This window comes from Microcoleus sp. PH2017_28_MFU_U_A (assembly GCF_020738035.1).
GTDB lineage: Bacteria > Cyanobacteriota > Cyanobacteriia > Cyanobacteriales > Microcoleaceae > Microcoleus.
The window spans coordinates 1-22,002 of sequence record NZ_JAEQCX010000036.1 but is presented as its reverse complement, the minus strand read 5'-3'; the positions used below and the strand labels follow the sequence as shown (position 1 = coordinate 22,002).

Annotated in this window: 25 protein-coding genes; 13 read left to right on the top strand and 12 right to left on the bottom strand. The window is 45.2% G+C overall.

From position 1 onward, the window contains the following. Positions 1-86: 86 nt before the first annotated feature. Positions 87-689 carry a pentapeptide repeat-containing protein gene (locus JGK14_RS07060; RefSeq protein ID WP_325314892.1) on the bottom strand — a complete coding sequence of 201 codons (603 nt, stop codon included), beginning with the start codon at positions 687-689 and terminating at the stop codon, positions 87-89. 107 nt (positions 690-796) lie between these two features. Here JGK14_RS07060 and JGK14_RS07055 point away from each other — a divergent pair, with 107 nt between their 5' ends. From JGK14_RS07055 to JGK14_RS07025, 7 genes are all read left to right on the top strand, one after another. Beyond that, entirely contained in the window at positions 797-2,233 is a 1,437-nt protein-coding gene (locus JGK14_RS07055; RefSeq protein WP_325314891.1) for a hypothetical protein, read from the top strand. A 714-nt stretch (positions 2,234-2,947) separates the two neighbouring features. Then, a complete protein-coding gene (locus JGK14_RS07050) occupies positions 2,948-4,531 on the top strand; it encodes a chloride channel protein (RefSeq protein WP_293176070.1) in 1,584 nt (527 codons plus the stop codon). Positions 4,532-4,593: 62 nt separating this feature from the next. Next, entirely contained in the window at positions 4,594-5,490 is an 897-nt protein-coding gene (locus JGK14_RS07045; protein ID WP_293192427.1) for an Rpn family recombination-promoting nuclease/putative transposase, read from the top strand. Positions 5,491-5,544: 54 nt separating this feature from the next. Further along, on the top strand, positions 5,545-6,417 hold the full coding sequence (locus JGK14_RS07040; protein WP_293192425.1) for an Rpn family recombination-promoting nuclease/putative transposase: 873 nt from the start codon (positions 5,545-5,547) through the stop codon (positions 6,415-6,417). 34 nt (positions 6,418-6,451) lie between these two features. Then, positions 6,452-6,745 carry a hypothetical protein gene (locus JGK14_RS07035; protein ID WP_293225224.1) on the top strand — a complete coding sequence of 98 codons (294 nt, stop codon included), beginning with the start codon at positions 6,452-6,454 and terminating at the stop codon, positions 6,743-6,745. Between the two features lie 155 nt (positions 6,746-6,900). Further along, the gene (locus tag JGK14_RS07030; protein ID WP_293176066.1) at positions 6,901-7,380 is read left to right on the top strand and encodes a J domain-containing protein; all 480 of its coding nucleotides are present in this window, start codon (positions 6,901-6,903) and stop codon (positions 7,378-7,380) included. A 98-nt stretch (positions 7,381-7,478) separates the two neighbouring features. Continuing rightward, positions 7,479-7,751, top strand: coding sequence for a DUF3143 domain-containing protein (locus tag JGK14_RS07025; protein WP_293176326.1), 273 nt, complete (start codon positions 7,479-7,481; stop codon positions 7,749-7,751). Positions 7,752-7,982: 231 nt separating this feature from the next. On the opposite strand, the gene JGK14_RS07020 is transcribed toward JGK14_RS07025, so the two are convergent. The 3 genes from JGK14_RS07020 to lysA form a co-directional block, all read right to left on the bottom strand. Then, a complete protein-coding gene (locus JGK14_RS07020) occupies positions 7,983-8,729 on the bottom strand; it encodes an isoprenyl transferase (protein WP_293176064.1) in 747 nt (248 codons plus the stop codon). Between the two features lie 20 nt (positions 8,730-8,749). After that, entirely contained in the window at positions 8,750-9,643 is an 894-nt protein-coding gene (gene cdaA, locus JGK14_RS07015) for a diadenylate cyclase CdaA (protein WP_293176062.1), read from the bottom strand. A 176-nt stretch (positions 9,644-9,819) separates the two neighbouring features. Beyond that, positions 9,820-11,244, bottom strand: coding sequence for a diaminopimelate decarboxylase (lysA, locus tag JGK14_RS07010; protein ID WP_293176060.1), 1,425 nt, complete (start codon positions 11,242-11,244; stop codon positions 9,820-9,822). A gap of 111 nt (positions 11,245-11,355) precedes the next feature. On the opposite strand from lysA, the gene rimI reads away from it, so the two are divergent. Next, the gene (gene rimI / locus JGK14_RS07005) at positions 11,356-12,009 is read left to right on the top strand and encodes a ribosomal protein S18-alanine N-acetyltransferase (RefSeq protein WP_325314890.1); all 654 of its coding nucleotides are present in this window, start codon (positions 11,356-11,358) and stop codon (positions 12,007-12,009) included. A gap of 239 nt (positions 12,010-12,248) precedes the next feature. On the opposite strand, the gene JGK14_RS07000 is transcribed toward rimI, so the two are convergent. Beyond that, on the bottom strand, positions 12,249-13,643 hold the full coding sequence (locus JGK14_RS07000; protein WP_293317673.1) for a hypothetical protein: 1,395 nt from the start codon (positions 13,641-13,643) through the stop codon (positions 12,249-12,251). Positions 13,644-13,953: 310 nt separating this feature from the next. On the opposite strand from JGK14_RS07000, the gene JGK14_RS06995 reads away from it, so the two are divergent. Next, on the top strand, positions 13,954-14,085 hold the full coding sequence (locus tag JGK14_RS06995) for a hypothetical protein (RefSeq protein WP_293225220.1): 132 nt from the start codon (positions 13,954-13,956) through the stop codon (positions 14,083-14,085). 665 nt (positions 14,086-14,750) lie between these two features. Here the strand turns inward: JGK14_RS06995 and JGK14_RS06990 are convergent. Further along, positions 14,751-15,320 (bottom strand): PIN domain-containing protein, encoded by a 570-nt coding sequence (locus JGK14_RS06990; protein WP_293192416.1) that lies wholly within the window; start codon positions 15,318-15,320, stop codon positions 14,751-14,753. A 3-nt stretch (positions 15,321-15,323) separates the two neighbouring features. Continuing rightward, the gene (locus JGK14_RS06985; protein ID WP_293192414.1) at positions 15,324-15,794 is read right to left on the bottom strand and encodes a helix-turn-helix domain-containing protein; all 471 of its coding nucleotides are present in this window, start codon (positions 15,792-15,794) and stop codon (positions 15,324-15,326) included. 90 nt (positions 15,795-15,884) lie between these two features. On the opposite strand from JGK14_RS06985, the gene JGK14_RS06980 reads away from it, so the two are divergent. Next, positions 15,885-16,508, top strand: a complete 624-nt coding sequence (locus tag JGK14_RS06980; protein WP_293176048.1) for a hypothetical protein — start codon at positions 15,885-15,887, stop codon at positions 16,506-16,508. Positions 16,509-16,585: 77 nt separating this feature from the next. On the opposite strand, the gene JGK14_RS06975 is transcribed toward JGK14_RS06980, so the two are convergent. The 5 genes from JGK14_RS06975 to JGK14_RS06955 all read right to left on the bottom strand — a co-directional run bounded on the left by JGK14_RS06975 (position 16,586) and on the right by JGK14_RS06955 (position 19,396). Further along, entirely contained in the window at positions 16,586-17,167 is a 582-nt protein-coding gene (locus tag JGK14_RS06975) for an NADPH-dependent FMN reductase (RefSeq protein WP_293198091.1), read from the bottom strand. 37 nt (positions 17,168-17,204) lie between these two features. Further along, the gene (locus tag JGK14_RS06970) at positions 17,205-18,086 is read right to left on the bottom strand and encodes a ChaN family lipoprotein (protein WP_293176044.1); all 882 of its coding nucleotides are present in this window, start codon (positions 18,084-18,086) and stop codon (positions 17,205-17,207) included. An 82-nt stretch (positions 18,087-18,168) separates the two neighbouring features. Further along, positions 18,169-18,306: a hypothetical protein gene (locus JGK14_RS06965; protein ID WP_293176042.1), complete on the bottom strand. Its 138-nt coding sequence runs from the start codon at positions 18,304-18,306 to the stop codon at positions 18,169-18,171. 356 nt (positions 18,307-18,662) lie between these two features. After that, a complete protein-coding gene (locus tag JGK14_RS06960; protein ID WP_293324301.1) occupies positions 18,663-19,025 on the bottom strand; it encodes a cupin domain-containing protein in 363 nt (120 codons plus the stop codon). Positions 19,026-19,120: 95 nt separating this feature from the next. Then, a complete protein-coding gene (locus JGK14_RS06955) occupies positions 19,121-19,396 on the bottom strand; it encodes a hypothetical protein (protein ID WP_293324304.1) in 276 nt (91 codons plus the stop codon). 159 nt (positions 19,397-19,555) lie between these two features. Here JGK14_RS06955 and JGK14_RS06950 point away from each other — a divergent pair, with 159 nt between their 5' ends. The 3 genes from JGK14_RS06950 (at position 19,556) to JGK14_RS06940 (ending at position 21,946) form a co-directional block, all read left to right on the top strand. After that, entirely contained in the window at positions 19,556-20,194 is a 639-nt protein-coding gene (locus JGK14_RS06950; protein ID WP_293152832.1) for a peroxiredoxin, read from the top strand. Positions 20,195-20,323: 129 nt separating this feature from the next. Further along, the gene (locus JGK14_RS06945; protein WP_293198088.1) at positions 20,324-20,908 is read left to right on the top strand and encodes a Uma2 family endonuclease; all 585 of its coding nucleotides are present in this window, start codon (positions 20,324-20,326) and stop codon (positions 20,906-20,908) included. Positions 20,909-20,971: 63 nt separating this feature from the next. Continuing rightward, entirely contained in the window at positions 20,972-21,946 is a 975-nt protein-coding gene (locus tag JGK14_RS06940) for a cysteine synthase A (protein ID WP_325314889.1), read from the top strand. The last annotated feature ends 56 nt before the right edge of the window (positions 21,947-22,002 follow it).

Here is a 22,002-nt window from a genome sequence, read left to right as displayed (position 1 = left end):
CTAATAACTAATAACTGATGACAGTTGACTCCGAAAGCAGTCAACTGTCAACTGTCAATTGTCAATTGTCAACTATCAACTGACTTTCATTCATGCCGCGTACCATCAGGCATCACCGCGCCCTTTAAATTTGCCCCGGTCAAATTTGTCTCCAACAGCAAAGCATTCCTCAAATTAGCACCCTTCAAATTAGCACCCTCCAGATTAGCCATCCACAGATTCGCCCCCTCCAAATTCGCCCCCTCCAAGTCAGCATTAACCAAAAATATACCTTTCATAAAAGCACCTGTTAAGTTAGCATTTTTTAAATTATTCCCTCCCAAATAAGCATCCTCTAAAAACGCCTTTTCTAAATTGCTTCCCTCCAAATTTGCCCCTACTAAATTGCTGCTTATCAGGTAAACACCAGCCAAATTTGCCTGTTTCAAGTTAGCATTTACCAAATGGACACTCCACAAATTGGCATCTTTGAGGTTAGCATTTTCTAGATTGACGCCTTCCAGAAAAACTGCACTCAAATTAGCCCCGGAAAGATTGCACCCCCGGCATTCTCTTGCTACAAGCAATTGTCGGACTTGATGCTTGACTGAGGAACCGTTGGCTGCGAAAATTATTAAACCTGTAGTTGCTAAGCCGATCGCCCAAACAGTCGCCATCCCGATCGCACTTACAATCTTTCTTTGTGTCATGCCTCGAAAATCCGGGATTAGTATAAAAATATACCTATAAATTCTAGTGTTGGCGATGGCGTTCCGCCCCGCAAGCTACGATTTTTTTGCTGCTCTTCCCTTCCCTCATGAAAAAACAGTTAAAACTTCAATTGCTAGCGATCGCCCTTATTTCCATCATAGCAACAATCGCTGTTGGGTGCGATCGCCTGCTCAAAAAACCTTTCCAACTCCCCCCATCAGCCAAACAAGAACCCTGGCCAGTGCAAATAGGCCTGCGAGTCGGCCTGATCCGCGACAACATCCCAACAGTCAACCGCATTGTTTTAGTCCCCGACGAAGCCACATTCTTAGCCGCAATCCAAAAGTGGAATTTCAAAGGACACTGGCCGATTCTCATCGAAGATCAAAAATATGCACCGATGTTTTTGCAGCGCTTCCAACCCGAAGAAATTGTCCGTTTACCCAGCATCAAACAGGAGATCCCAAAAGGTCAAAAACTCCAACAATTAATGCTGAAGGCAACAGCAGCAGCCTGGAATGCCACGGATACTCAAACCTTAAAAGCAAAATGGAGAGAACTCGGCTGGGAACCGCCAGGAGTAGTCATCACATCTGAAAATGACCCCGCACGTTTAGCAGCAGTTGCCTTAGCAGCAGCCCGTGGCCAACCCTTAGTATTTCTCGAAGGCAACTTCGGAAAACCGAACGATAACCTTAATACCGCCCAGTGGAAAAATCTGCAAACAGCAGTTACAAAAGCTGTTGAATCTACCGGATATTTTTACTCGCAACTCGGAGATGCGATCGACACAATCACGATTGTACGCCAACTAGCAGTAAAATATCAATCCCCGCAAAAGCAAGACGAACAATGGGCTGTTACCGACGGTTTGGGGCGACATCCCAACGGTGAACGTTGGGCCGCGGCTGGCTGGATTTACGGATCCCAAGTGCGATCGATCTATCAAGCCATGTGCGCCATATTTCTCGACAGCGAAACAGCTATGCTGTATGACAGTTACCCAAAAGAAGGAAATTGGGGAAAATATGAAATGGAGTCAGCAGCTAGCGGACTAAAAAGCATAGGTTTGAATGTCGAATTAGTGCAAAAACCCCAGTCTACTCTCCAATTGTGGCGGAGTTTAGTAGCATCCAAACCGTGGACATTTGACTTAATATTAATGAATTCCAAAGGCTATCCCAAATCATTCCAAGTCGGTAACGGCGACGCCTTGGTTGAGGATATACCAAAACTGAAATTTCCCGCAGCAATCCACATGATTCACAGTTGGTCAGCATCAGATCCAGATGATGCAAATACCGTTGCTGGCAGGTGGTTGCAAAATGGTGCTTACGCCTATGTCGGCAGCGTCAACGAACCTTTGTTATCTGCATTTATTCCACCTAAAATAATGGTCGATCGCCTAAAACGAGGGGCACCTTTTTTAATCGCAGCCCGCCAGCTAGAATCCCCGCCCTGGAAGGTGGCCACCATCGGCGATCCGCTAATGTCGATCGCCAAACCCAAACCCAGAATCCCGGTCGCGCAACAACCGATATGATATAGCAGCGGACAGTTGGCAGTGGACAGTTGACAGTTGCATAGTACGGGAATCAAACCATTTATGCTTGACGGGTATCGGCTATATTCATGAGGTTATTTATGTCCTCACCGCTGTGGCAATTGCTATATTTGCGATCGAACAGCCACCATCAAACAGGTTTGTAGTGAGGACTTTAGTCCTATTCCCTGAGGACTTCAGTCCTCACTACAAAATTTCGATTTGAGATATTTTATTCGACCTAAAATCTCAAATCAGAGCATTTAGTTCCAGTGATTTTACCAGAAAGAATTGGTTGAAAGCCTCTCCGTTTTAGGGAGAAATTAAAATCAGACCATTCATTACTCCAATCCTCTTCCTTCTAGGTAGACATCGGTCTCAAACTGTCAACTGTCAACTGTCAACTGTCAACTGTTAAACAGACTGCTAGATGGCAGAGCCTCTAATGCGATCGCCAGAAACTATAAGACTGTAGATATAGTTAATTAGGATTATCGCTCAGTTTATCTAATTTTGAATGTCACTGAGCATACAATTATCAGCTAAAATTCACTCACCCTCAGAAGCGGTCATTCCATCCCAGCCGCCAGCCCCAAAAATCTGCCATAAAATACGCCTTAATTAACTTGTCAATTCCTCTGAAATCACTCAAAATGAAAATAAGAAATAAAATGTAATATTTATCTAACTTCTCACAGAAGAATGAACCGCTAAATGAAAGCCACCCATCCTGTGGAGCTGCTGCCGCCCGGCTCAACCGCAGAAACTCCGCATTCCTCCCGCCTCAGCCCGCTGTTCAGCCGCCTGCATCCGAACCCAGAAACCCTCCTGCTCGTCCTCTCCCTAGTGATCGGGGGAGTTACTGGCGCAGGCGTCGTCACATTTCACTACCTGATCCACTTGATCCACAGCCTGATGCTGGAAGACTTTATGGGGGCGATCGCCTCTTCGGGATCTTGGACACTAGCGTGCATTCCCACCCTCGGCGGAGTCATCATCGGGCTGATGCGCTGGCGGTTTCGCGATTTTGGCCCCAATATGTCATCCTTAATTGCCGCCACCCGCGGGCTACAAGAACTCTCCCCCCTCAAACCCATCACCAAAATGGTGGCGGCCTCAGTATCCCTGGGCACCGGCGCCTCCCTCGGCCCGGAAGCCCCCAGCGTGGAAATCGGCGCCAACTTCGGAATGCTGCTAGCTCAAATCTTGCAGCTTTCCCCAGAACGGCAGCGCTTGCTCCTCGGCGCGGGAGCAGCAGCAGGCTTATCCGCCGGGTTTAACTCTCCCATCGCCGGAGTCTTTTTTGCCTTAGAAGTCGTACTCGGTAGCACCTTCGCCACTTCGTCAGTCAGCGTTGTCTTGCTCTCCGCCGTAGTTTCGGCGCTGATCGCTCAAATTTGTTTGGGAGCTCAGCCGGCCTTTGCTTTGCCAATCTACGATGTCCGCAGTCCTCTAGAACTGCCTCTTTACATGGGATTGGGACTTTTGGCAAGCTGTGTGTCCTTAGCTTATACAGAAGCAATTCAATTGGCCGATCGCTGTTTTCAAGGAAAAACCCGAGGATTTGCTTGGCTGGGACGACTGCCCCGGCCGCTTCATCCCGTCATCGGCGGTGCGATCGTCGGTTTAGTCGCCCTGCAATTGCCTCAAATTTTGGGTGTGGGCTACGAAACAGTCCAAGCAATGCTCCAAGATGTCAAATTTTCCTTGTCTTTGCTGCTGTTGCTGCTATTCGTCAAACTGGCGGTGACAGCTATCAGCCTCGGTAGCGGTTTAGTGGGTGGTATCTTCGCCCCGGCGATGTTTTTGGGAGCTTCGTTGGGTTCGGCTTATGGCATCTTTTTGGAAATGATCCCGGCATTGAGCGATCGAGTCGCAGGCCCTGCCGCCTACGCAATGGTGGGCATGGCCGCCGTCCTCGCAGGTAGCGCTAGAGCACCGCTGACAGCCATTCTATTGATGTTTGAATTAACCCGCGATTATCGGATTGTATTGCCTTTGATGGCCGCAGTGGGATTGAGTGTTTGGTTGGTGGAGTTTGTGAATCGTCGATCGACAGCCCACAGCCTCAACCTCCAACAAATGGGCGTAGATGTTGCTGTCAACGAGCCGATCAAAGCCAGGGAACAGTTGCAGGATTGGGAAGATGTTTTGGGCGATCGGATCGTCACAGAATTGATTTCTTGCCAACTGCCGATCGATGACGAACACAGGGACGATGAGCCCGTGCTGGCGATCGGCAACTCACATTTGCCAGAAAATGTCAAGCCATTACCTGAAACAAAATCTGCCGTTTGACCGCTCTCAAATCCTGTTGCTTCGCCACCAAACCGATAACCTTAAAACTAAATCTGACTACTATGATATTTATCAACCCGAAAACCGATTACGCCTTCAAAAAAATCTTCGGTTCCTCACAAAGCAAAGAGATTCTAATTAGCTTTCTCAACGCCTTAATTTATGAAGGAAATTCCACCATCGAAGACTTAGAAATTATTAACCCGAATCTGCCTCCCAAACTAGAAGGCTTAAAAGATAGTTATCTCGATGTGAAAGCCAAACTCAGCGACGGCACTTTAGTAATCATTGAAATGCAAGTGCTCAACGTCCAGTCTTTTGGCAAGCGGGTTTTTTACAATGCAGCTAAAACCTATGCTTTTCAATTGGAAGCAGCCCAAGGCTATCGACTATTGAAGCCAGTAATTGCTTTGACAATTACTGACTTTGAGATGTTTCCTGAGAATGCAGAATTTATTTCGAGATTTGTGTTAAAAGAAGTCAATAAAAACTTTACATATCCCGAAAATGAGCTAGATTTAGTATTTGTAGAATTGCCGAAATTTATCAAAGGAGAGGAGGAACTTGAAACTTTAGCAGATAAATGGATTTATTTCATGAAAAATGCGAGAAGTCTGACATCAGTCCCAGAAACAATGGATAGTATACCAGAAATACATGAAGCTTTTAATATTGCGAATCAAGCCAAGTTGAGCCGAGAGGAAGTGGCAGATTTAGACAAAAGAGAACAGTTTATTTATGACCAACAGGGAGCAATTATTAAGTCGCTTAACGAAGGCATAAAACAAGGCATAAAACAAGGCATAGAACAAGGCATAGAACAAGGCATAGAACAAGGAAAGCGAGAAGAAAAGTTGGCGATCGCCCGACAATTACTTTCACAGCTAGATAATGACAAAATCAGCCAAGTTACAGGGCTTACCGTTGAGGACGTGCAAAATTTGCGGGGCGATTCCTAAATATTCCAACAAACTACGCCTCACTGATTGAATCACTACTACAAAATTAAAGCCATGATATTTATCAACCCAAAAACCAAATACGCCTTCAAAAAAATCTTTGGCTCCTCAGAAAGCAAAGAGATTCTAATTAGCTTTCTTAACGCCTTAATTTATGAAGGAAATTCCACCATCGAAGACTTAGAAATAATCAACCCAAATCTGCCGAGGCAACTTGCAGATTTAAAAGATACTTACCTCGATGTCACAGCCAAACTAGACGATGGCACCTTAGTCATTATTGAAATTCTAGTTCTCAACGTTCAATATTCTGGCAATCGGGTATTGTACAATGCAGCCACAACCTACGCATTTCAATTGCAAAGAGGAGAAGGCTATCGAATGCTCAAGCCATTAATAGCTTTAACCATTACAGATTTTGAAATGTTTCGCAACAGCCCTAACTTAATTTCGAGATTTGTGTATAAAGAAGTTGAAAGCAATTTAAACTATCCCGAAGATGCCATGAATTTAGTGTTTATAGAATTACCTAAATTCCATAAAGAAGCAAGTCAACTAGAAACTTTGACAGATAAATGGATATATTTCATGAAATATGCCAGAATGCTCTCAGAAGTTCCCGAAACAATCGATAGCGTACCGGAAATCCACAAAGCATTCGATCTTGCCAATCAAGCCCGGTTAAGTCGGGAAGAAGTAGAAGTTTACGAACGCAAGGAACAGTTTATTCACGACCAACAGGGAGCAATTATTAAAGCTGTTGAAGAAGCAAGACAGGCAGGAATACAGGCAGCAAGAGAACAAAGAAAACGAGAAGAAACGCTAGCGATCGCCCAACAATTACTCTCACAGCTAGATAATGGCGCAATCGCCCAAGTTACCGGGATTAGCGTTGAGGATGTGCAGAATTTGCGGGTAGATTCATAGTTTAAATTAATTAGGCACAGGGAGTGGATTTGTAATGTCACTAGACTATCCTGAATATGAAGAACTACGCAAGCAAAGTTGGTTCTTGGGATTGCTTTGGCGTATAGGTGACTTGGGATACTATCTTGGGCTATTTGGCGCATTAGGATCGCCATTAATGATGATTTACAGTCAACTCACGCGAAAAGGTCATTTGCCCTGGCATACAGCCTTATTGGGTGGATTTCTGTGTACAGCATTCTGCGTTTGCATCTTTTTGGCTTCCGCACAGCTTAAAAGTTTTGCGTTCAAAAGAGGAGACGCTTTAAAGAATAAACGTTATCGATAAAGCGGACGGCACGAATATCTTGGTGCTGGGTTTGAGGTTACTTGCCACGATTTATCGCCCGCACTCAACCCATCGCTCTGGCAAACACTGGCGCTACACTCAACTCTGGGGTAAAATAATCAAATATTATCAACAATCGGCAGAGAGGGGCTTCGGTGGCAGGAAACGAGGCAACTGCGAAAAACAAAAGTCAGAAAAAACCCGGAAAAACCCCCTTGGGTTCCAGTCATTACGGCTTGTTAGGGCTGCATCCTTCAGCCTCTGCGATCGAAATTCGGCGATCGTACCGGGAACTGAGCAAACTCTACCATCCCGATACTACCGACTTGCCACCCGCAGTCGCCACCGCCAAATTTCAACAGCTCAATAACGCCTACGCCACCCTCAGCAACCCAGAACGCCGCCTCGCCTACGACCTCAAAATAGGTTATTCTCGCCTGAATGTGATTCAGTCGCCCCCGGGCTTCAACACTCCGGTTTCGGGATCGAGTAAAAAAACTTCTAACTCGGCTTACCTAGATCCCACGGATCGCCCTTTGTCCCCCGGCGAAATATTCGCTCTATTTATCATGGGGGCTACTTTAGTCGGATGCTTGGTACTGGCGATCGCGATCGGCTTAATTCGTGGCAATTGACAACTAAAAGTTCTAAATTAAAGATTAACTACAGTTTTCCCAATTCCCAATTCCCAATTCCCAATTCCCCATTCCCCATTCCCCATTCCCAATTGCTCATGACTCTTCCTTCCGCTGACACTCCTTTGTACAGCCATCCACTCCCAGAAATCGAGCAGTGGCTAAAAAGCCGCGGCTGCGAGCAAGATCGGCGAGAACTCCACTGCTGGCAGATCGATCGACCAACCTGGAAAGCAGAACTCTCCCTCGATATCGATCAACTCACTATCCGCTATATTGACGCCGGAGCCGACGGCCAAGACATTCAGCGAGCCTTCAAATACTCGCTCTCGCGTCACGACATTGAAGATGCCGTTTTCTCAGGCCCCTAATTTGATTTTAGATTGGCGATTTTAGATTTTAGATTGAGGAATATACTTCAGAATCAATACCTAATTGGCAACTGAAAAATTAATCTAAAATCTAAAATCCAAAATCTAAAATCCAAAATCCAAAATCGTTTTTAGATTTTAGATTGAGGAATATACTTCAGAATCAATACCTAATTGGCAACTGAAAAATTAATCTAAAATCCAAAATCTAAAATCCAAAATCCAAAATCGTTACACTTTGCCAAATCGGCGGCTGCGCTGCTGATAGTCAGACAAAGCGCGGTGAAACTCCGATCGATCGAAATCCGGCCACAGCGTCTCAGTAATGTAAATTTCCGAATAAGCCATTTGCCACAGCAGAAAATTGCTCAGCCGCATTTCCCCGCTCGTCCGAATCAGCAAATCCGGATCGCAAACATCAGCAGTATACAAATAGCGTTTAAATAAAACCTCATCAATCTCCTCTGGCTGCAACTTGCCCTCTTGTACCTGAGTGGCGATCGCCCGACAAGCCTGTACAATCTCCTGGCGGCCACCGTAATTCGTCGCCACCCGAAACAAAATCCCCCGATTGTGCTGAGTAGCCGTCACAGAGCGCTCGATTTCCGCCTGCAAAGACTTCGGCAAAGCCTGCAAATTCCCCATAAATTGAATTTGCACGTCCTCGTCCACCATCTCGCGCAATTCTTGCCGCAGCTTGCCCTCAAACAAACTCATCAAAAAATCCACCTCCCCGGCCGGCCGGCCCCAATTCTCCGTCGAAAAAGCATAGGCTGTTAAAGCTGGAATTCCCCAATCTTTGCAGCAGCGCAGCAGTTCTTTGAGAGCGCTAGCTCCTCGGCGGTGCCCCGCAATCCGTGGCAACCCCTTATTCTTAGCCCAGCGCCCGTTTCCGTCCATAATCACTGCTATGTGCTTAGGCAGTAGTTCTTGTTGTAGATCCGCAGGCAACTTTTCCAAGCAAATTCCTTGACTCATGGTTTCTCCCGATTACCCGACTAACGGCGCAGTATCCGTTTTAACAGTGTCACTCCCTTCAATCCTATCTGCCGTCCGAGATTGCCGATCGGAATTGGAGTCACCACTCTTTCTCCTTCCGACGGAAACAGCTTTGCTTCTAGCAATTCCTTAAGTTTGCTGCTAGTCAAAGGTCGATTTAAAGTTCCCATCTGCGCCAGAGAAATCGAACCGGTTTCCTCCGACACCACGACGCACACGCAAGCTTGCACCCGTTCCGTAATCCCCATCGCCGCCCGGTGGCGGGTTCCCAACTGCCGCGAGGCGCTGCGATCCGACAAAGGCAAAATTACCCCAGCCGACACGATCCGCGAAGCCCGAATCAAAACAGCCCCATCATGCAGCAAAGTTTGCGGTTGAAAGATAGTCTGCAACAATTCCTTAGAGACTTCCGCATTTAGCTTCACTCCCGGAACTGAAAAATCCCGATCGTCGATCGGAGAATCTGTTTCTACAATTAATAAAGCGCCCGTGCGGTTTTGCGAAAGTTCTTTTACTGCGTCCACAATTTCATCTATTACGCTGTCGGGTTCGGGAGTTGGTCGGCGATCGCGTCCAAATAATTGTATAATTTCCCCCCGACCCAATTGTTCCAGAAATCGGCGAAACTCCGACTGTAATATTACCGCCATTGCCACAGCAGAACCCGTTACCAAGCTGTTGAGCGCCACGTGCAACAGCCTCAATCCAGCCCAGTTACTCACCGCCGCCGCCAGCATCAAAATAATAAATCCCCTTACCATCCAAAGCGTCCGGCGCTCCCCGACAATGACGAGCACCAAATACGCAAGGGCAAATACCAGTCCAATATCGATCGCCTGAATCAATAAGGACTGAATGAGGCCAAAGTCATAGCCAGATTGTTGATTGTTCATGGTTCATCGAACCTTACCGCCTGTGAACCGCGAACTATGATGCACTCGAACCCGTGAACCATGAACAGTTGTTATTCCAATCGCGTGACTGAACAAGCCAAAAGTAAAAAGTTTAAAAACAATCATCAAGAAATCCCAATGAATCATCTTACTTTTTACTTTTTATGTTTTACTTCTTACTTTTTAGTTCCGAGTCTTTCAGGAAGGCGATCGAACCTCAGCAAATCCTCGTCAGTTTCCCGCTCTACGATCGTGTCAACTTTCCCATCTTTCACCAAAACCGCCGCCGGTCTGGGGACTCGGTTGTAGTTAGAAGCCATGCTGTAATTGTATGCCCCTGTAGCCGTAACGACGAGAATATCTCCCGACTGACACTCTGGCAACTTAGCATCTTTAATCAGAATATCGCCTGATTCGCAGTGTTTGCCAGCAACTGTCACTGTTTCCGTTAACTCAGCAGACATTTTGTTGGCTGCGAGGACTCGATAAACTGATTGGTAGGTAATTGGACGGGGATTGTCCGACATACCGCCATCTACCGATAAATACGTCCGGATTCCTGGAATGACTTTTTTAGCGCCCACCGTATAAGCGGTGACGCAGGCTGAACCCACGAGCGATCGACCCGGTTCGCAAAGCAATTTTGGTAATGTTGTCAAATCATGATTTTTGCAAGCTGCTACCATTGCGTCGCAGACTGTCTTAGCCCAATCATCTATGCTTGGAGGATCGTCGGATTCAGTATAGCGAATACCCAACCCACCGCCAATATTAATTTCTGTCGGCTTCAACCCGTGCCCAATTGCTGCTTTGAAAGCCTTAACGATCACATCTGCTAAATCGTGGTGGGGTTTCACTTCAAAAATCTGAGAGCCAATGTGAGCGTGTAATCCGACGCAGGATAAAGACGGCTGCTTGCTGAGGTAAATGAAAACATCCTTGAGGGAGTTGGGATCGAATCCAAATTTACTGTCGATTTGACCAGTTTTAATGTAGTCGTGAGTGTGACACTCAATTCCAGGCGTAAACCTGACCATAACTCGTATCCGCTCACCGGCTTTGTGACTGACACCCAATTTTGCCAACTCTGCGAGATTGTCTAAATCCCACAAATTATCTGCAATGATTGTGCAGCCACTGGTGACAGCTAGTTCGATTTCCTCGCGGGATTTGTTATTCCCGTGAAAGTAAATTTTTTCTGGATTCACGCCAGCTTTTAGTGCTGTCTTAATTTCTCCGGCAGATACCACATCTATGCCTAAGCCCTCGGAAGCCGCGATCGCGCAAACAGCCAAACAACTCCAAGCCTTAGAAGCATAGATCACTTGAGATTCGCCCGGATAGTACCGCTTAAAAGCCTCTCGGTACTGGCGGCTGGTCGCCCGCAGCGTTTCTTCATCTAAGATGTACAGTGGCGAGCCAAATTTCTCTACCAAGTCTGTTACGTCGCAGCCTCCTATTTCCAAATGATTCTTACTGTTGACGCTGGCTGTCAGCGGTAAAAGCTCTTGATTGGGCGATCGACTTTCCCTGGGTTCTTGAGACTTAGACAGATACTGAAGTCCAGATTCCACTTTTTCGATAGATTGAGTTAATACCATCGCGCAATAACTATCCTTACTGTGTTCTCCAGTGTACAATTGACGGCAAGCAATTGGGTCATCAGCGCCCAGATTGATGCTTTTGAGTAATTATTAAATCTAAAATCCCCTGTGCCTTTTCTCGGAATCAAACATCTCGCCGCCGAACACCTCAACAGTGCAGTAGAGCTCGATCGCCTCTGTTTTGGCGGACTTTGGACGATCGAAGGCTACAGGCGCGAGTTAGACAGTCCTAATAGCGATTTACTGGGTTTGTGGACATGGGAAACTGAGGGTTCTGAATCAGCTCACAACCAGGCGGGTACGCACCATCCACCGCTCCTACAGATTCGGGGCCGCACGCACCATCCACCGCCCCTACAAGTTCCCCCAATACTCATCGGTATCGGTTGTCTGTGGGTAATTTTAGAAGAAGCTCACATTACCATTTTGGCGATCGATCCGCGCTTTCAAGGTCAGGGTTTGGGACAAGCTCTGCTTTGGACTTTGCTAAAATCGGCACACCGCAGACAGTTAGAAAGGGCAACTTTAGAAGTGCGAGCCTCTAATTTAGTCGCACTGTCTCTGTACCACAAATTTGGCTTTAAGGAAGCAGGACGGCGAAAGCGATACTACGCAGACACAGGAGAAGATGCTGCTATCCTGTGGCGCAGCGACATTGAAAAACCCGAATTTCAGCAATATTTGGCGAATCAAAAAGTGAAAATTTGCGATCGGCTCCAGCAGAAAAACTGGCAGGGGTCGATCGATAGTTTTGAATTGTGAGCGAACATCTAGTGTATCTGATGAGCGCTCAATTCAAAATAAGTGATTCAACGCTCAAAAGATGATCTGTTGCTGTGATATAGCCTTTCTCACATTGATTCGCGGACGAATCTTGACCTGAAAAGGTTGGTGGTGTAAGGGTTGTAGCATAACTCAGCATACCTCATCTTTCGCTTGAAAGGCTATAGTTTCAGTTCAATTGTCATCTTCATCTCCCAAAAGACAGCAAGCTAACAGCATTACTCTTGCATACCTGCATACAGTAGTCGTACAAATAAGCGGACACCATCATCATTCTTCAAAGTTGCATATGATGGAGCTTCGCTGTTACCGATCGCACGCAAATCTGACAGCAATTCTGGATGGAACTGGCAAGTAAAAGAACGTCGAATTTTTTTGGCTTCAAAGTCTTTGTAGTTAATGCACGTAGCCGAACATTCTGTAACTATTTCGCCATTAGCTGCTGTCGAACAAAGAATTTCCACAGAATCAGGCAGTTGTATCAGCCATGACAGAGGACTTCCAGCTATCAAATGCCGATAAGGAATAAGGGCGTCATGAATACTTCGGTAAGCCCAGTTAGCAAACAGTACAGCTTCTTCGTTGACTTCATCTGAGTGAAACATCGAAATTGATACTTCATGCTCGTATTGAATCGTCGTGTCAATGACACCTTCATGTGCATCTGCTGTTACAGAGTGGGCATGGATGAGTTCCCAAGGAATATCTAAGGCATCGCCGTCTGGAGACTGATAGGGTAACAACACGCGATCGCCAACTTCCTTCGATTCATTGCGCGTCACCGCAAAATGCCGATCGTTCCAGCCCTGGGCAACAACCCGCCCATCACGTTTTTTAACTTGAAGAGTCTTACCTATTGCTTCGATGCGCCCTGCAACCTCTTGCAACGATCTCAGAGCAATACCTGAGCGATCGCCATCCAAAGATGTCATGCCCAGGACTTCTTTGACTGCACGACGAATCAGTCGTATGTTACCTTCAGCAGCCAGTTGGTGGCCTACACAGATGAATATTGCAGGGGCACTGGTGGGCGATCGCGAAATCAGCAATTTTTCCACTAATGCAAACATATCCTCTCGCGGACAGGCTGGACTTGTCCAAGTCGATTCATCGTATGTCGATGGATCGCCTCCTTCCACTACTACGGCATAACCGCAGGTAATTGCCGGAACAATTATTTCTGGATCGATGATTCCCGTTGACCAAACTGGCAATAATACTGAGTCGATATCGGCAACTTTTTGAGCAATGTAGGCAACGTTTTTGGAAGCCCGAACATCTTCTCCGAGAGTGTTAACGCCTACGTGTTCCCACGGTTCAATAATGGTTATACAGTTCCGCAACAAATTAGGATTTTTGAGCAGAAACTCCACATCTTCCCGTGAATTTATGACTTTTTCTAGAGGCTGGGCGTGTCCCCATTCAAAAATGCCATCTTCAGCAAATAATTCTTTTTCTCCCGGTGGATTTAGAGAATTTCTATCTGCCAAGAAATACCCTAACAAAATATGTGCTGATTCAAAATCTAACCTACCTTCATGCAAGTAACCAGGAGTTAATCGCCAGTCCGCTATGGTGGTTTTATTTTTGCTAATTTTGACAGATTCTATCATGTTGATTTACCTCTGGTATTTGTTCATTAAACTGAAAATACATCGTCCATAATACCAATTTTACATGAAGTTGCATAGAATGAAGATACAATATTAAAAGGCATCCGATCTGATGGCACGTCAACTAATTTTGGCGATCGCCAAAAATACAGGCTCTATATTTCGATGTTTCATAGATCGTCGGAGCGATTGATAGAATCAGATCTAGTTGCTTTTTAGCCCCTGCAACCCGCCGCCCAGTATACCCGATGCTCGCCCAACTGACAATATAACCGAAGCCCGAAATGGAACTATTTCAGGAGAGGGGCTTGTGACCTTAGAAATTAACGAATCTCCTCCTACTCCCGTACCGGAGAACTCCTCCCCCTTCGCCTCATTTTTGACCTTTTTGGGATTGGGAGCAGTCCACTTGTGGAGAAAGTCGAGAAAGGGAAACAAATAATAACCTTTACCAACCTAACTTTAAGCGGGGCGTAAATAGAATTACTTAGACTTTTAAAATATTGAGTTATTTGGGCAAAGAAATCTAGTAAATTTACGGGTTTACAATACCGCGAGCAAGCTTGAATTTGTATCTCAAGATGTTGTTTTCGTTAATTGCTGCTACAAACGAAAAAAAACTCACTGTTGCGGGAGAAGCCTTTCAAATCAGGAATATCTTAATGAACATAAAATATGGACTGACCGCTATCCTGGAACATATTAGACCTGTTGCAAAAAAAATCACGGAGTTACAATTAAAGGCTTTGAGTTTTAGACCTGAGAGCTAACTCATAATTTTAAAGTGCCGATCTAACCTGCAATCTGCTCCACTTAAGCCAAACCCTTCATTATAGCATAAAATTATTTTGCAATCTTGTCTAATATTAAATAAAACTGCATGGCAGGTGTGACGGAGGAGTCTCCCACGCCTGCCATACTGTTTGTGACAAGTATAACCGACCGATGACCGATGGTTAAATTATGCTTGTTCTAGCCTATGTGTGCCAATGTGCGATCGGGTGGTTTTCTTTTAGGTCGATCGGGTGATGCGGTACTGGTACAATTGGTGGTATGCTTCCTAGCCGCTATTATCTCTGTTAAATAAATTTTTAGTAGGCGATCGGGCTAATCAGCATAACACAATTCTCGCATCCGAGTTGCTGACAGCGGCAGTCCCAATTCTACCAGCGTTTGCAAATACTCGTCAGGCGTTTTTGGCGGATTTTTGAGCCTGATTCTTTGCTTTTCTGCCGCTTTGCATACTGTTTGCCAGTTGAGGTCAAGCAAGTGTAAAATAAAATCATCTGGATGCTGCGCTAAAATGTCGTAAGGCGCAAGAACTTCTTCGGGAAAATCTCGGAGATTGAAAGTAATAATAAACTTAGAACGAGAGTGAATTGCCGCAGCGAGGACATGGCGATCGCCCGGATCGGGAAGTTTTAATTCTTGTATAATTGCCTCATAGTCTTGTACCAAACAATTTTCAACATTTGCATTCATCAAGTTTTTGGTTCGGTAAACTTGTTCAAATTTTAGATCGGGACGGTTTATAAGTAAATTTCTCATCCACTCCTCGTGAATTTCTTCAGTCCAACGTGCCTCAATTATGTCGGTAGTTGCCAACTCTACAAACAAGTCACGAAGAGATGCCGAATACAAAACATTAGCATCGTAAATAACAGTTAAAGTTGCCATATTTTAATGGTACAAACCGAGTGCTTCTGATTCAGCTACAAGCATATCCATAATTTTACTGCTTTCTTTGTAACTTTGTTTTTTATAGTCCATTAAATCTTCGTAACGTATCCGGCGACTGTTCCTGACTGTCTTGTAAGGGATTTTTCCAGCATCCAGCAACTCCCGCATATATTTATCCGAAACTCCCAGAATGTCGGCTGCTTGATAAATATGAAGTTCTTTAGTAATTGGAGTTAGCTTGACAGTATTGCCGCTACTTGTTTGTTGCAAAATCGCTAACAGCAGTGGCAACGCGGCGGCAGGTATGTCAATTGTTTTGCCCTCTTTTTCATCTAATATCAATTTCAGGGATTCGCCAGACGGATGATTTTCTAAGTGCGATTCTAAGGCGCGGCTGCTGGTTTTGGCAACCGCTGCTTCTGCGGCTGTTGGCAAAACAGGTGCTGAATTTGGATCTCCGGTGAATGTCATGTTAATTTGGGGGTGAGGATAACAGGCAATCAACTATGATTGTAGCAATTTGAGAATGCGATCGCCAAAATCGAGCAATGAGGTCAACCTGTGGCATACAGCGATTTTACAACTTTAGCGAAAGTTAGAGAATCTTTTAATTTAACCGTAGAAGAACCTTTAGATTTGTTTGGCGATATCCCGGAGGTACAGCCAAGTTCCTATTTGCAAACTACTTTAACTGAAAACCTGTCCTTAGCTACGGCAATTAATACCGAAAAGGCTCGCGCTGAGTTAATTATTGCCCCAATATTATTGGAAGTCAGGCGGCAATTTGATTTTCAAGTTGGTTTTTTCTCGGGTTCAGAATTCAATGTAGATTTAGAAGCAGGTTTGAACGGCTATTGCGATTATATTCTCACTGCATCAAAGGATTCCTATGAAATTCGCGCCCCCGTCATTACTCTCACAGAGGCTAAGAATGAAAGTATTAAATCTGGTTTGGGTCAGTGTATTGCAGAAATGGTAGCCGCCCAATTATTTAATCAGCGCAGCGGAGAGCAAATTGCCAGTATTTATGGGGCTGTGACTACAGGTACTGATTGGAAGTTTCTTAAGTTGAATGGCAGTACAATTTATATTGACAAGCGAGACTTTTTTGTTAATGAAATTAGTCGGATATTGGGAATTTTAATGATGCCATTTCAAGGGTTTTATTCTATGAATCTCACTTGATGCAGCCAGCAAAATCACAGATACTGAGATTGGGACACAACATTGTTGCGTCCCTACTGCAAAATTAATTAATCACCTCACGCGATTAATTTCGACAGCACATTAGACAACTTAGCGCCGAGATTCTCCACAGACTCCTGCTGTTTGGGATCTTTCATCGTACCATCAGCATTAAATGCTTGAAAAGCTTGGGGAATGGCTTTCTGATCCGGGAGTACGAACACGTTAATATTACCTAGGATCGATCGCAAATGCACCAATCCCCGCATACCGCCAAATCCGCCAGGGGAAGCGCTCATAATTACCGCTACTTTGTCAGTAAATGCCACCAATCCTGGTTCTCCCGGGGCTGGGCGCGATACCCAGTCGATCGCATTTTTCAACACAGCCGTAACCGAACTGTTATACTCCGGGGAAGCTATCAAAAACCCGTGATGTGCTACCATCAATTCCTTCAACTTCCGGGCATTTTCTGGTATTCCTTCTTTTGCTTCCAAATCTTCATCAAATAGTGGCATCGGCAAATCCCGCAAATCTACATAAGTAACTTCTGCGCCCGCCGCCCTAGCCCCAGCAGCCGCAACTTTTACCAGCAGTTTGTTGTAGGACGCTTCCCGGGTACTTCCGGCAAATGCAAGTATTTTTGGTGTGTTTGTCATTGACTGTTCCCGATTATTGCTTGCGAGTAAAATTGTACTATTCCAAGTGCTTCCAAACAAAGTCAGCCATGGGTTTGCTTGCAGACAAAGGAGTATCTGTAGCTGAACTGAATAAAACCGATCGCATTTTTACATTTCCGACTCCCAAGCGCCTCTCGACGCGGCTGGGAATTCCGTAACCGAACATAATATGCCCTTTCCCCGCCAACACCACAACTTGATAATCCGGGTTAGCTTTGACAAATTCAGCGATTTTTTCGGCCATAGTTTCATCCCACAAAACTTGAGCTTGCAAAAATCTTTCAAAGGCCGTACTATTTCCCTGTGCAGCCTTTTGGTGCTGTTGGAAAACTTCGAGCAGCATTTGCCTGTATTCGGCGTTGTCGGTGCGAATTTCGGAAATTGGCGGAATATATTTTTTGTCCTCTGCTGTGAGGCTTTCTAAGCCTTGAGAGGCAACTTTTCTCGTTACTTCCGATGGTGTATTTAAGGCTAGGACTGGTAGTTGTTTTTCTTTGGCAAACCGCAAAAATGGGGCGTAATATTCCCAGGGAAAACGCCATCTGCGATCGTACTCTGTTTGCTCGACTAATTGCTCTTCTGTCAGTTTACCAGCTAAGTAGTTGTCGATCGCACTTTGGAACGGACGCTGAAACATCTCCATCGCGATCGCAATTTTACGATTTTGCCGCTGCATTTCTCGAACAATCGCCCGTTGAGCTTGGTGGTCGGCAACGCTATCGTGGGTTTCTCCCAGATACACGACTTTCGCCTTCACCAACTGTTGCAGAATCTCTTGGTTAGTGTAAGTCTGCTGCGGTTGAGGCTTCGCAATCGGTTCCGCTGTCACGATACTGCTACACAGCAGAAAAATGCTCAGCGATAAAGCGCACAGTTTGATGAGTTTGGTTTTTTTCATACAAATATTATCTCTGTTTCTCGCAGTAGCAGCCACAGCCGAACTGTACTATTTTAGCCGCCCATTCAGAAAGCTCGATGCTTCATTTAACTTCATAATTCCTCCTCAATATCTCTACCCATAGAAGATTGTCTTCCGTCTTCCCTCTTCCGTCTTCCTTCTCCCCGACATCCGTTACATCCCGTACATTGCTCGTTGCCGAACTTCCGTCTTCCTTCATCTGTAAAGTTTAGTTGCAGGTGCTTGCACTTCTAGAAAAAGGTGGTAGATTAATAACATGAAGCAAACAAAAAGCTTTTCCGACAGATGCAACATCTAGATATCACAGCGAAGTTCAAAATAGAATCAAAGGAGTAAAACGCTGTTTAATCTCACATCTGTCTCATCAAAAATCAATAACAGCACCCACCAACAAAGCTGATACTTCCTCAACTAATTAGAGGGGAGCAATGCAAGTGAATCCTAGGATTTTTGCAACTCCGCATCGAAGTTGCAAAAAGAGGAAATCACTCGGTACATATGGCTGGGTGCTGTTATTGTTAAAGCTATTATTGTTAAAACAGATTTTTCGACACCTTACTGAAAAATTGTCTCGTCTTCCTTTCGCCACGCCGGATCGACGATACAAATAAATATTAGCGGTTCTGTGCCGCAATTGTAAATAAACTGTTTGGCGTTTGGCGGAATGTAAATCGCATCTCCGACTTCCACCAATTGAGTGTCATCGTCGATGTGCATCTCCCCAACGCCACTGATGATGTAGTAAACTTCAGAAGTTGCGAGGGAATGCAGCACCGAAGTTTGTCCGGCTGGTAAAGCCGCGTGGGCTAAACTGTAACGCAAATCCACAGCTTGTTTGTCTGGATGCAGCAATTCTCGCAGTTGAGTACCGTCACCCGCTATAAACTCGTCGCAACCGTTTAGCTTTTGAACTATCATTCTTTATACACTCCTGAAAATCTCTCGATCGCAACTTAAGTTTAATCGAAATAGCGAGAAATGTTAAGAAATATGTCAAGCGACGGCTGATTTTTTTAACCGTAAGTTCCCGAATGCGATCGATAATCAGAACAGTCGATCGCATCTTCAGATAAAGCTATTGTAGGCTGAACGGGACACTTGAGGTGGTAGTCGCCAGTGAAAAACACGCAGTTAGCACAAGGAATTTGGTGCATCCGCTGAGCTCTGTGCATTGAGTCGCCGACAGCACGCCCGACACTCGAACACACCAAAAAAACTAAACCCCAGGCACAGACACAACACACGGGAACTAAAACAGGCTGTATTGTCTTCAGCAAAAAGTACAGCATAGCAACAAAATTTAGGGTAAAACTCTCATATATATTACAGTAATGGTATTGGTCGGCGATCGACCAAAAAGTTTAAAATCATTTACAGTGCGATCGAGAAACCGGGCACTTATGGGATGATAGAGAACCGTCGTTAAATAAAATTAGAGGAAACCAGTTATGTCACTGCGATTAGGCGATACAGTTCCCAACTTTACCCAAGCCTCGTCTGAAGGCGAAATCAATTTCTACGACTGGGCCGGCGATAGCTGGGTCGTGTTGTTTTCCCACCCGAAAGACTATACTCCAGTCTGTACCACCGAACTCGGCGCAGTCGCCCGTCTCAAATCTGAATTTGATAAGCGGGGCGTTAAAACCATCGCCCTGAGTGTGGATGATGTGGATTCTCACATGGGCTGGATTAAAGATATTGAGGAAACTCAAAAAGTTACTCTCAACTATCCAATTTTAGCAGATGGCGATCGTAAAGTCTCTGACATTTACGACATGATTCATCCTAACTCGCTGAACAACTTAACAATTCGCACAGTATTCGTGATTGACCCGGAGAAGAAATTGCGTTTGAGCATTACTTATCCAGCGAGCACTGGTCGGAATTTTGGCGAAATTTTGCGGGTAATTGATTCTCTGCAACTTACTGACAAATACAGCGTTGCGACTCCAGTTGACTGGAAAGACGGCGACGATTGCGTCATCGTACCTTCGATTACCGACCCGAAAGAGTTGGCAGAGAAATTTCCCAAAGGCTACACGCCAGTTAAGCCTTATTTGCGGATGACTCCTCAACCGAATAAATAAGTTAAATTTACCGACTGGTTCGTAGTGAGGACTAAAGTCCTCAATCCTCTTTTTTGAGGACTGAAGTCCTCACTACGAACCCAAAAATTATCCTATTGTCTGAACAATTGAAATTAGAGGAAATGCCAAATGCTGTCACCAACAATCGTGTTGCGAGTACCGCCAAAATTGCAAATGACAGAGGACGAGTTTTTCGAGTTCTGTCAAATCAATAGTGAATTACGGATTGAACGCAACAAATCGGGAGAACTGCTAATTATGCCGCCTACTGGTTCGGAGACGGGAAATCGAGAAGGCAATATATTTGGGCCGCTGTGGGTTTGGGCTGAACAAAATGGTACAGGCTTAGCATTTACTTCCAGTACAGGATTTACTTTGTCAACAGGTGCAGAAAAGTCGCCTGACGCTGCTTGGATTAAACTGGAAAGATGGAATGCTTTGTCACCCGAACAAAAGCAAAAATTTGCCCCGATTTGCCCAGATTTTGTAGTAGAACTCAGGTCTGCGTCTGACAATCTTAAGTCGCTACAAGAAAAGATGCAAGAATATATGAGGGAACCAGGAGTGCAGTTAGGCTGGCTGATTGACCGCAAAAATCGCAGAGTCTACATCTACCGTCCCGGTTTGCCAGAGGAATGCTTGGAGAATCCGGTGACAGTCAGTGGCGACCCAGTTTTGCCGGGATTCGTGCTAAATATGAGCAAAATTTGGTAAACTGCTAGCACGAAATATCAAAGTTATTGTCAGAATTATATAGTATAGAAACAATCAAAAAATATGGATATCAAAAACGGCTTTGTAGGCACAATCGGTAACACACCACTAATTCGATTAAACAGCTTCAGCGATGAAACCGGCTGCGAAATTCTCGGCAAAGCAGAGTTTCTCAATCCCGGCGGTTCCGTCAAAGACCGGGCTGCTTTGTACATCATCAAAGACGCTGAAGAAAAAGGCTTGCTGAAACCGGGCGGCACCGTTGTTGAAGGCACTGCCGGCAATACGGGCATCGGTTTAGCACACATTTGCAACGCTAAAGGTTACAAGTGTTTGATTGTGATTCCTGATACCCAATCACAAGAAAAAATCGATGCTTTGAAAACCTTGGGCGCCGAAGTTCGGACTGTTCCTGCTGTTCCTTACAAAGACCCGAATAATTATGTCAAACTGTCGGGAAGATTGGCTGCGGAAATGGAGAATGCCGTCTGGGCAAATCAGTTTGACAATTTAGCCAATCGCCAAGCTCATTTCGAGACAACCGGCCCGGAAATTTGGGAACAAACCGACGGAAAAATTGATGCTTGGGTGGCTGCAACGGGTACGGGCGGCACTTTTGCGGGTGTATCAATGTTTTTGAAATTAAAAAATCCCGCGATAAAAGCTGTTTTGGCAGACCCGATGGGTAGCGGGCTTTACAGTTATTTCAAAACAGGGGAAATTAAGACTGAAGGTAGTTCGATTACTGAGGGAATTGGTACGAGTCGCGTTACTGGAAATATGGAGAATGTCTCCGTAGATGATGCTATCCAAATTGATGATACTGAAGCTGTCCGCGTGGTTTACCAATTGCTGAGGAAAGAAGGCTTATTTATGGGGGGTTCTGTTGGGATTAATGTGGGGGCGGCTGTGGCTTTGGCTAAGCAAATGGGGCCTGGACATAGGATTGTGACGGTACTTTGCGACGGTGGAGCTCGGTATCAGTCGCGTTTGTTCGATCGCCAATGGTTGGCATCAAAAGGTTTATCATCAGATTAGTAGGCACGTTGCACACGTGTATCGAAATCGGTCTGGAGTAGTGCAATAATCCCGAA

Coding starts and splice junctions, on each gene's coding strand:
- JGK14_RS07050 (WP_293176070.1), top strand. CDS start 2,948: ATGAAAGCCACCCATCCTGTGGAGCTGCTGCCGCCCGGCTCAACCGCA.
- JGK14_RS06955 (WP_293324304.1), bottom strand. CDS start 19,396: ATGCTGTACTTTTTGCTGAAGACAATACAGCCTGTTTTAGTTCCCGTG.
- JGK14_RS06960 (WP_293324301.1), bottom strand. CDS start 19,025: ATGATAGTTCAAAAGCTAAACGGTTGCGACGAGTTTATAGCGGGTGAC.
- JGK14_RS06990 (WP_293192416.1), bottom strand. CDS start 15,320: ATGGCAACTTTAACTGTTATTTACGATGCTAATGTTTTGTATTCGGCA.
- lysA (WP_293176060.1), bottom strand. CDS start 11,244: ATGGTATTAACTCAATCTATCGAAAAAGTGGAATCTGGACTTCAGTAT.
- JGK14_RS06965 (WP_293176042.1), bottom strand. CDS start 18,306: ATGAAGGAAGACGGAAGTTCGGCAACGAGCAATGTACGGGATGTAACG.
- JGK14_RS07060 (WP_325314892.1), bottom strand. CDS start 689: ATGACACAAAGAAAGATTGTAAGTGCGATCGGGATGGCGACTGTTTGG.
- JGK14_RS06940 (WP_325314889.1), top strand. CDS start 20,972: ATGGATATCAAAAACGGCTTTGTAGGCACAATCGGTAACACACCACTA.
- JGK14_RS07000 (WP_293317673.1), bottom strand. CDS start 13,643: ATGATAGAATCTGTCAAAATTAGCAAAAATAAAACCACCATAGCGGAC.
- JGK14_RS07045 (WP_293192427.1), top strand. CDS start 4,594: ATGATATTTATCAACCCGAAAACCGATTACGCCTTCAAAAAAATCTTC.
- JGK14_RS07035 (WP_293225224.1), top strand. CDS start 6,452: ATGTCACTAGACTATCCTGAATATGAAGAACTACGCAAGCAAAGTTGG.
- JGK14_RS07055 (WP_325314891.1), top strand. CDS start 797: ATGAAAAAACAGTTAAAACTTCAATTGCTAGCGATCGCCCTTATTTCC.
- JGK14_RS07020 (WP_293176064.1), bottom strand. CDS start 8,729: ATGAGTCAAGGAATTTGCTTGGAAAAGTTGCCTGCGGATCTACAACAA.
- JGK14_RS06970 (WP_293176044.1), bottom strand. CDS start 18,086: ATGAAAAAAACCAAACTCATCAAACTGTGCGCTTTATCGCTGAGCATT.
- JGK14_RS07025 (WP_293176326.1), top strand. CDS start 7,479: ATGACTCTTCCTTCCGCTGACACTCCTTTGTACAGCCATCCACTCCCA.
- JGK14_RS06945 (WP_293198088.1), top strand. CDS start 20,324: ATGCTGTCACCAACAATCGTGTTGCGAGTACCGCCAAAATTGCAAATG.
- JGK14_RS06975 (WP_293198091.1), bottom strand. CDS start 17,167: ATGACAAACACACCAAAAATACTTGCATTTGCCGGAAGTACCCGGGAA.
- JGK14_RS07040 (WP_293192425.1), top strand. CDS start 5,545: ATGATATTTATCAACCCAAAAACCAAATACGCCTTCAAAAAAATCTTT.
- JGK14_RS06950 (WP_293152832.1), top strand. CDS start 19,556: ATGTCACTGCGATTAGGCGATACAGTTCCCAACTTTACCCAAGCCTCG.
- JGK14_RS06985 (WP_293192414.1), bottom strand. CDS start 15,794: ATGACATTCACCGGAGATCCAAATTCAGCACCTGTTTTGCCAACAGCC.
- cdaA (WP_293176062.1), bottom strand. CDS start 9,643: ATGAACAATCAACAATCTGGCTATGACTTTGGCCTCATTCAGTCCTTA.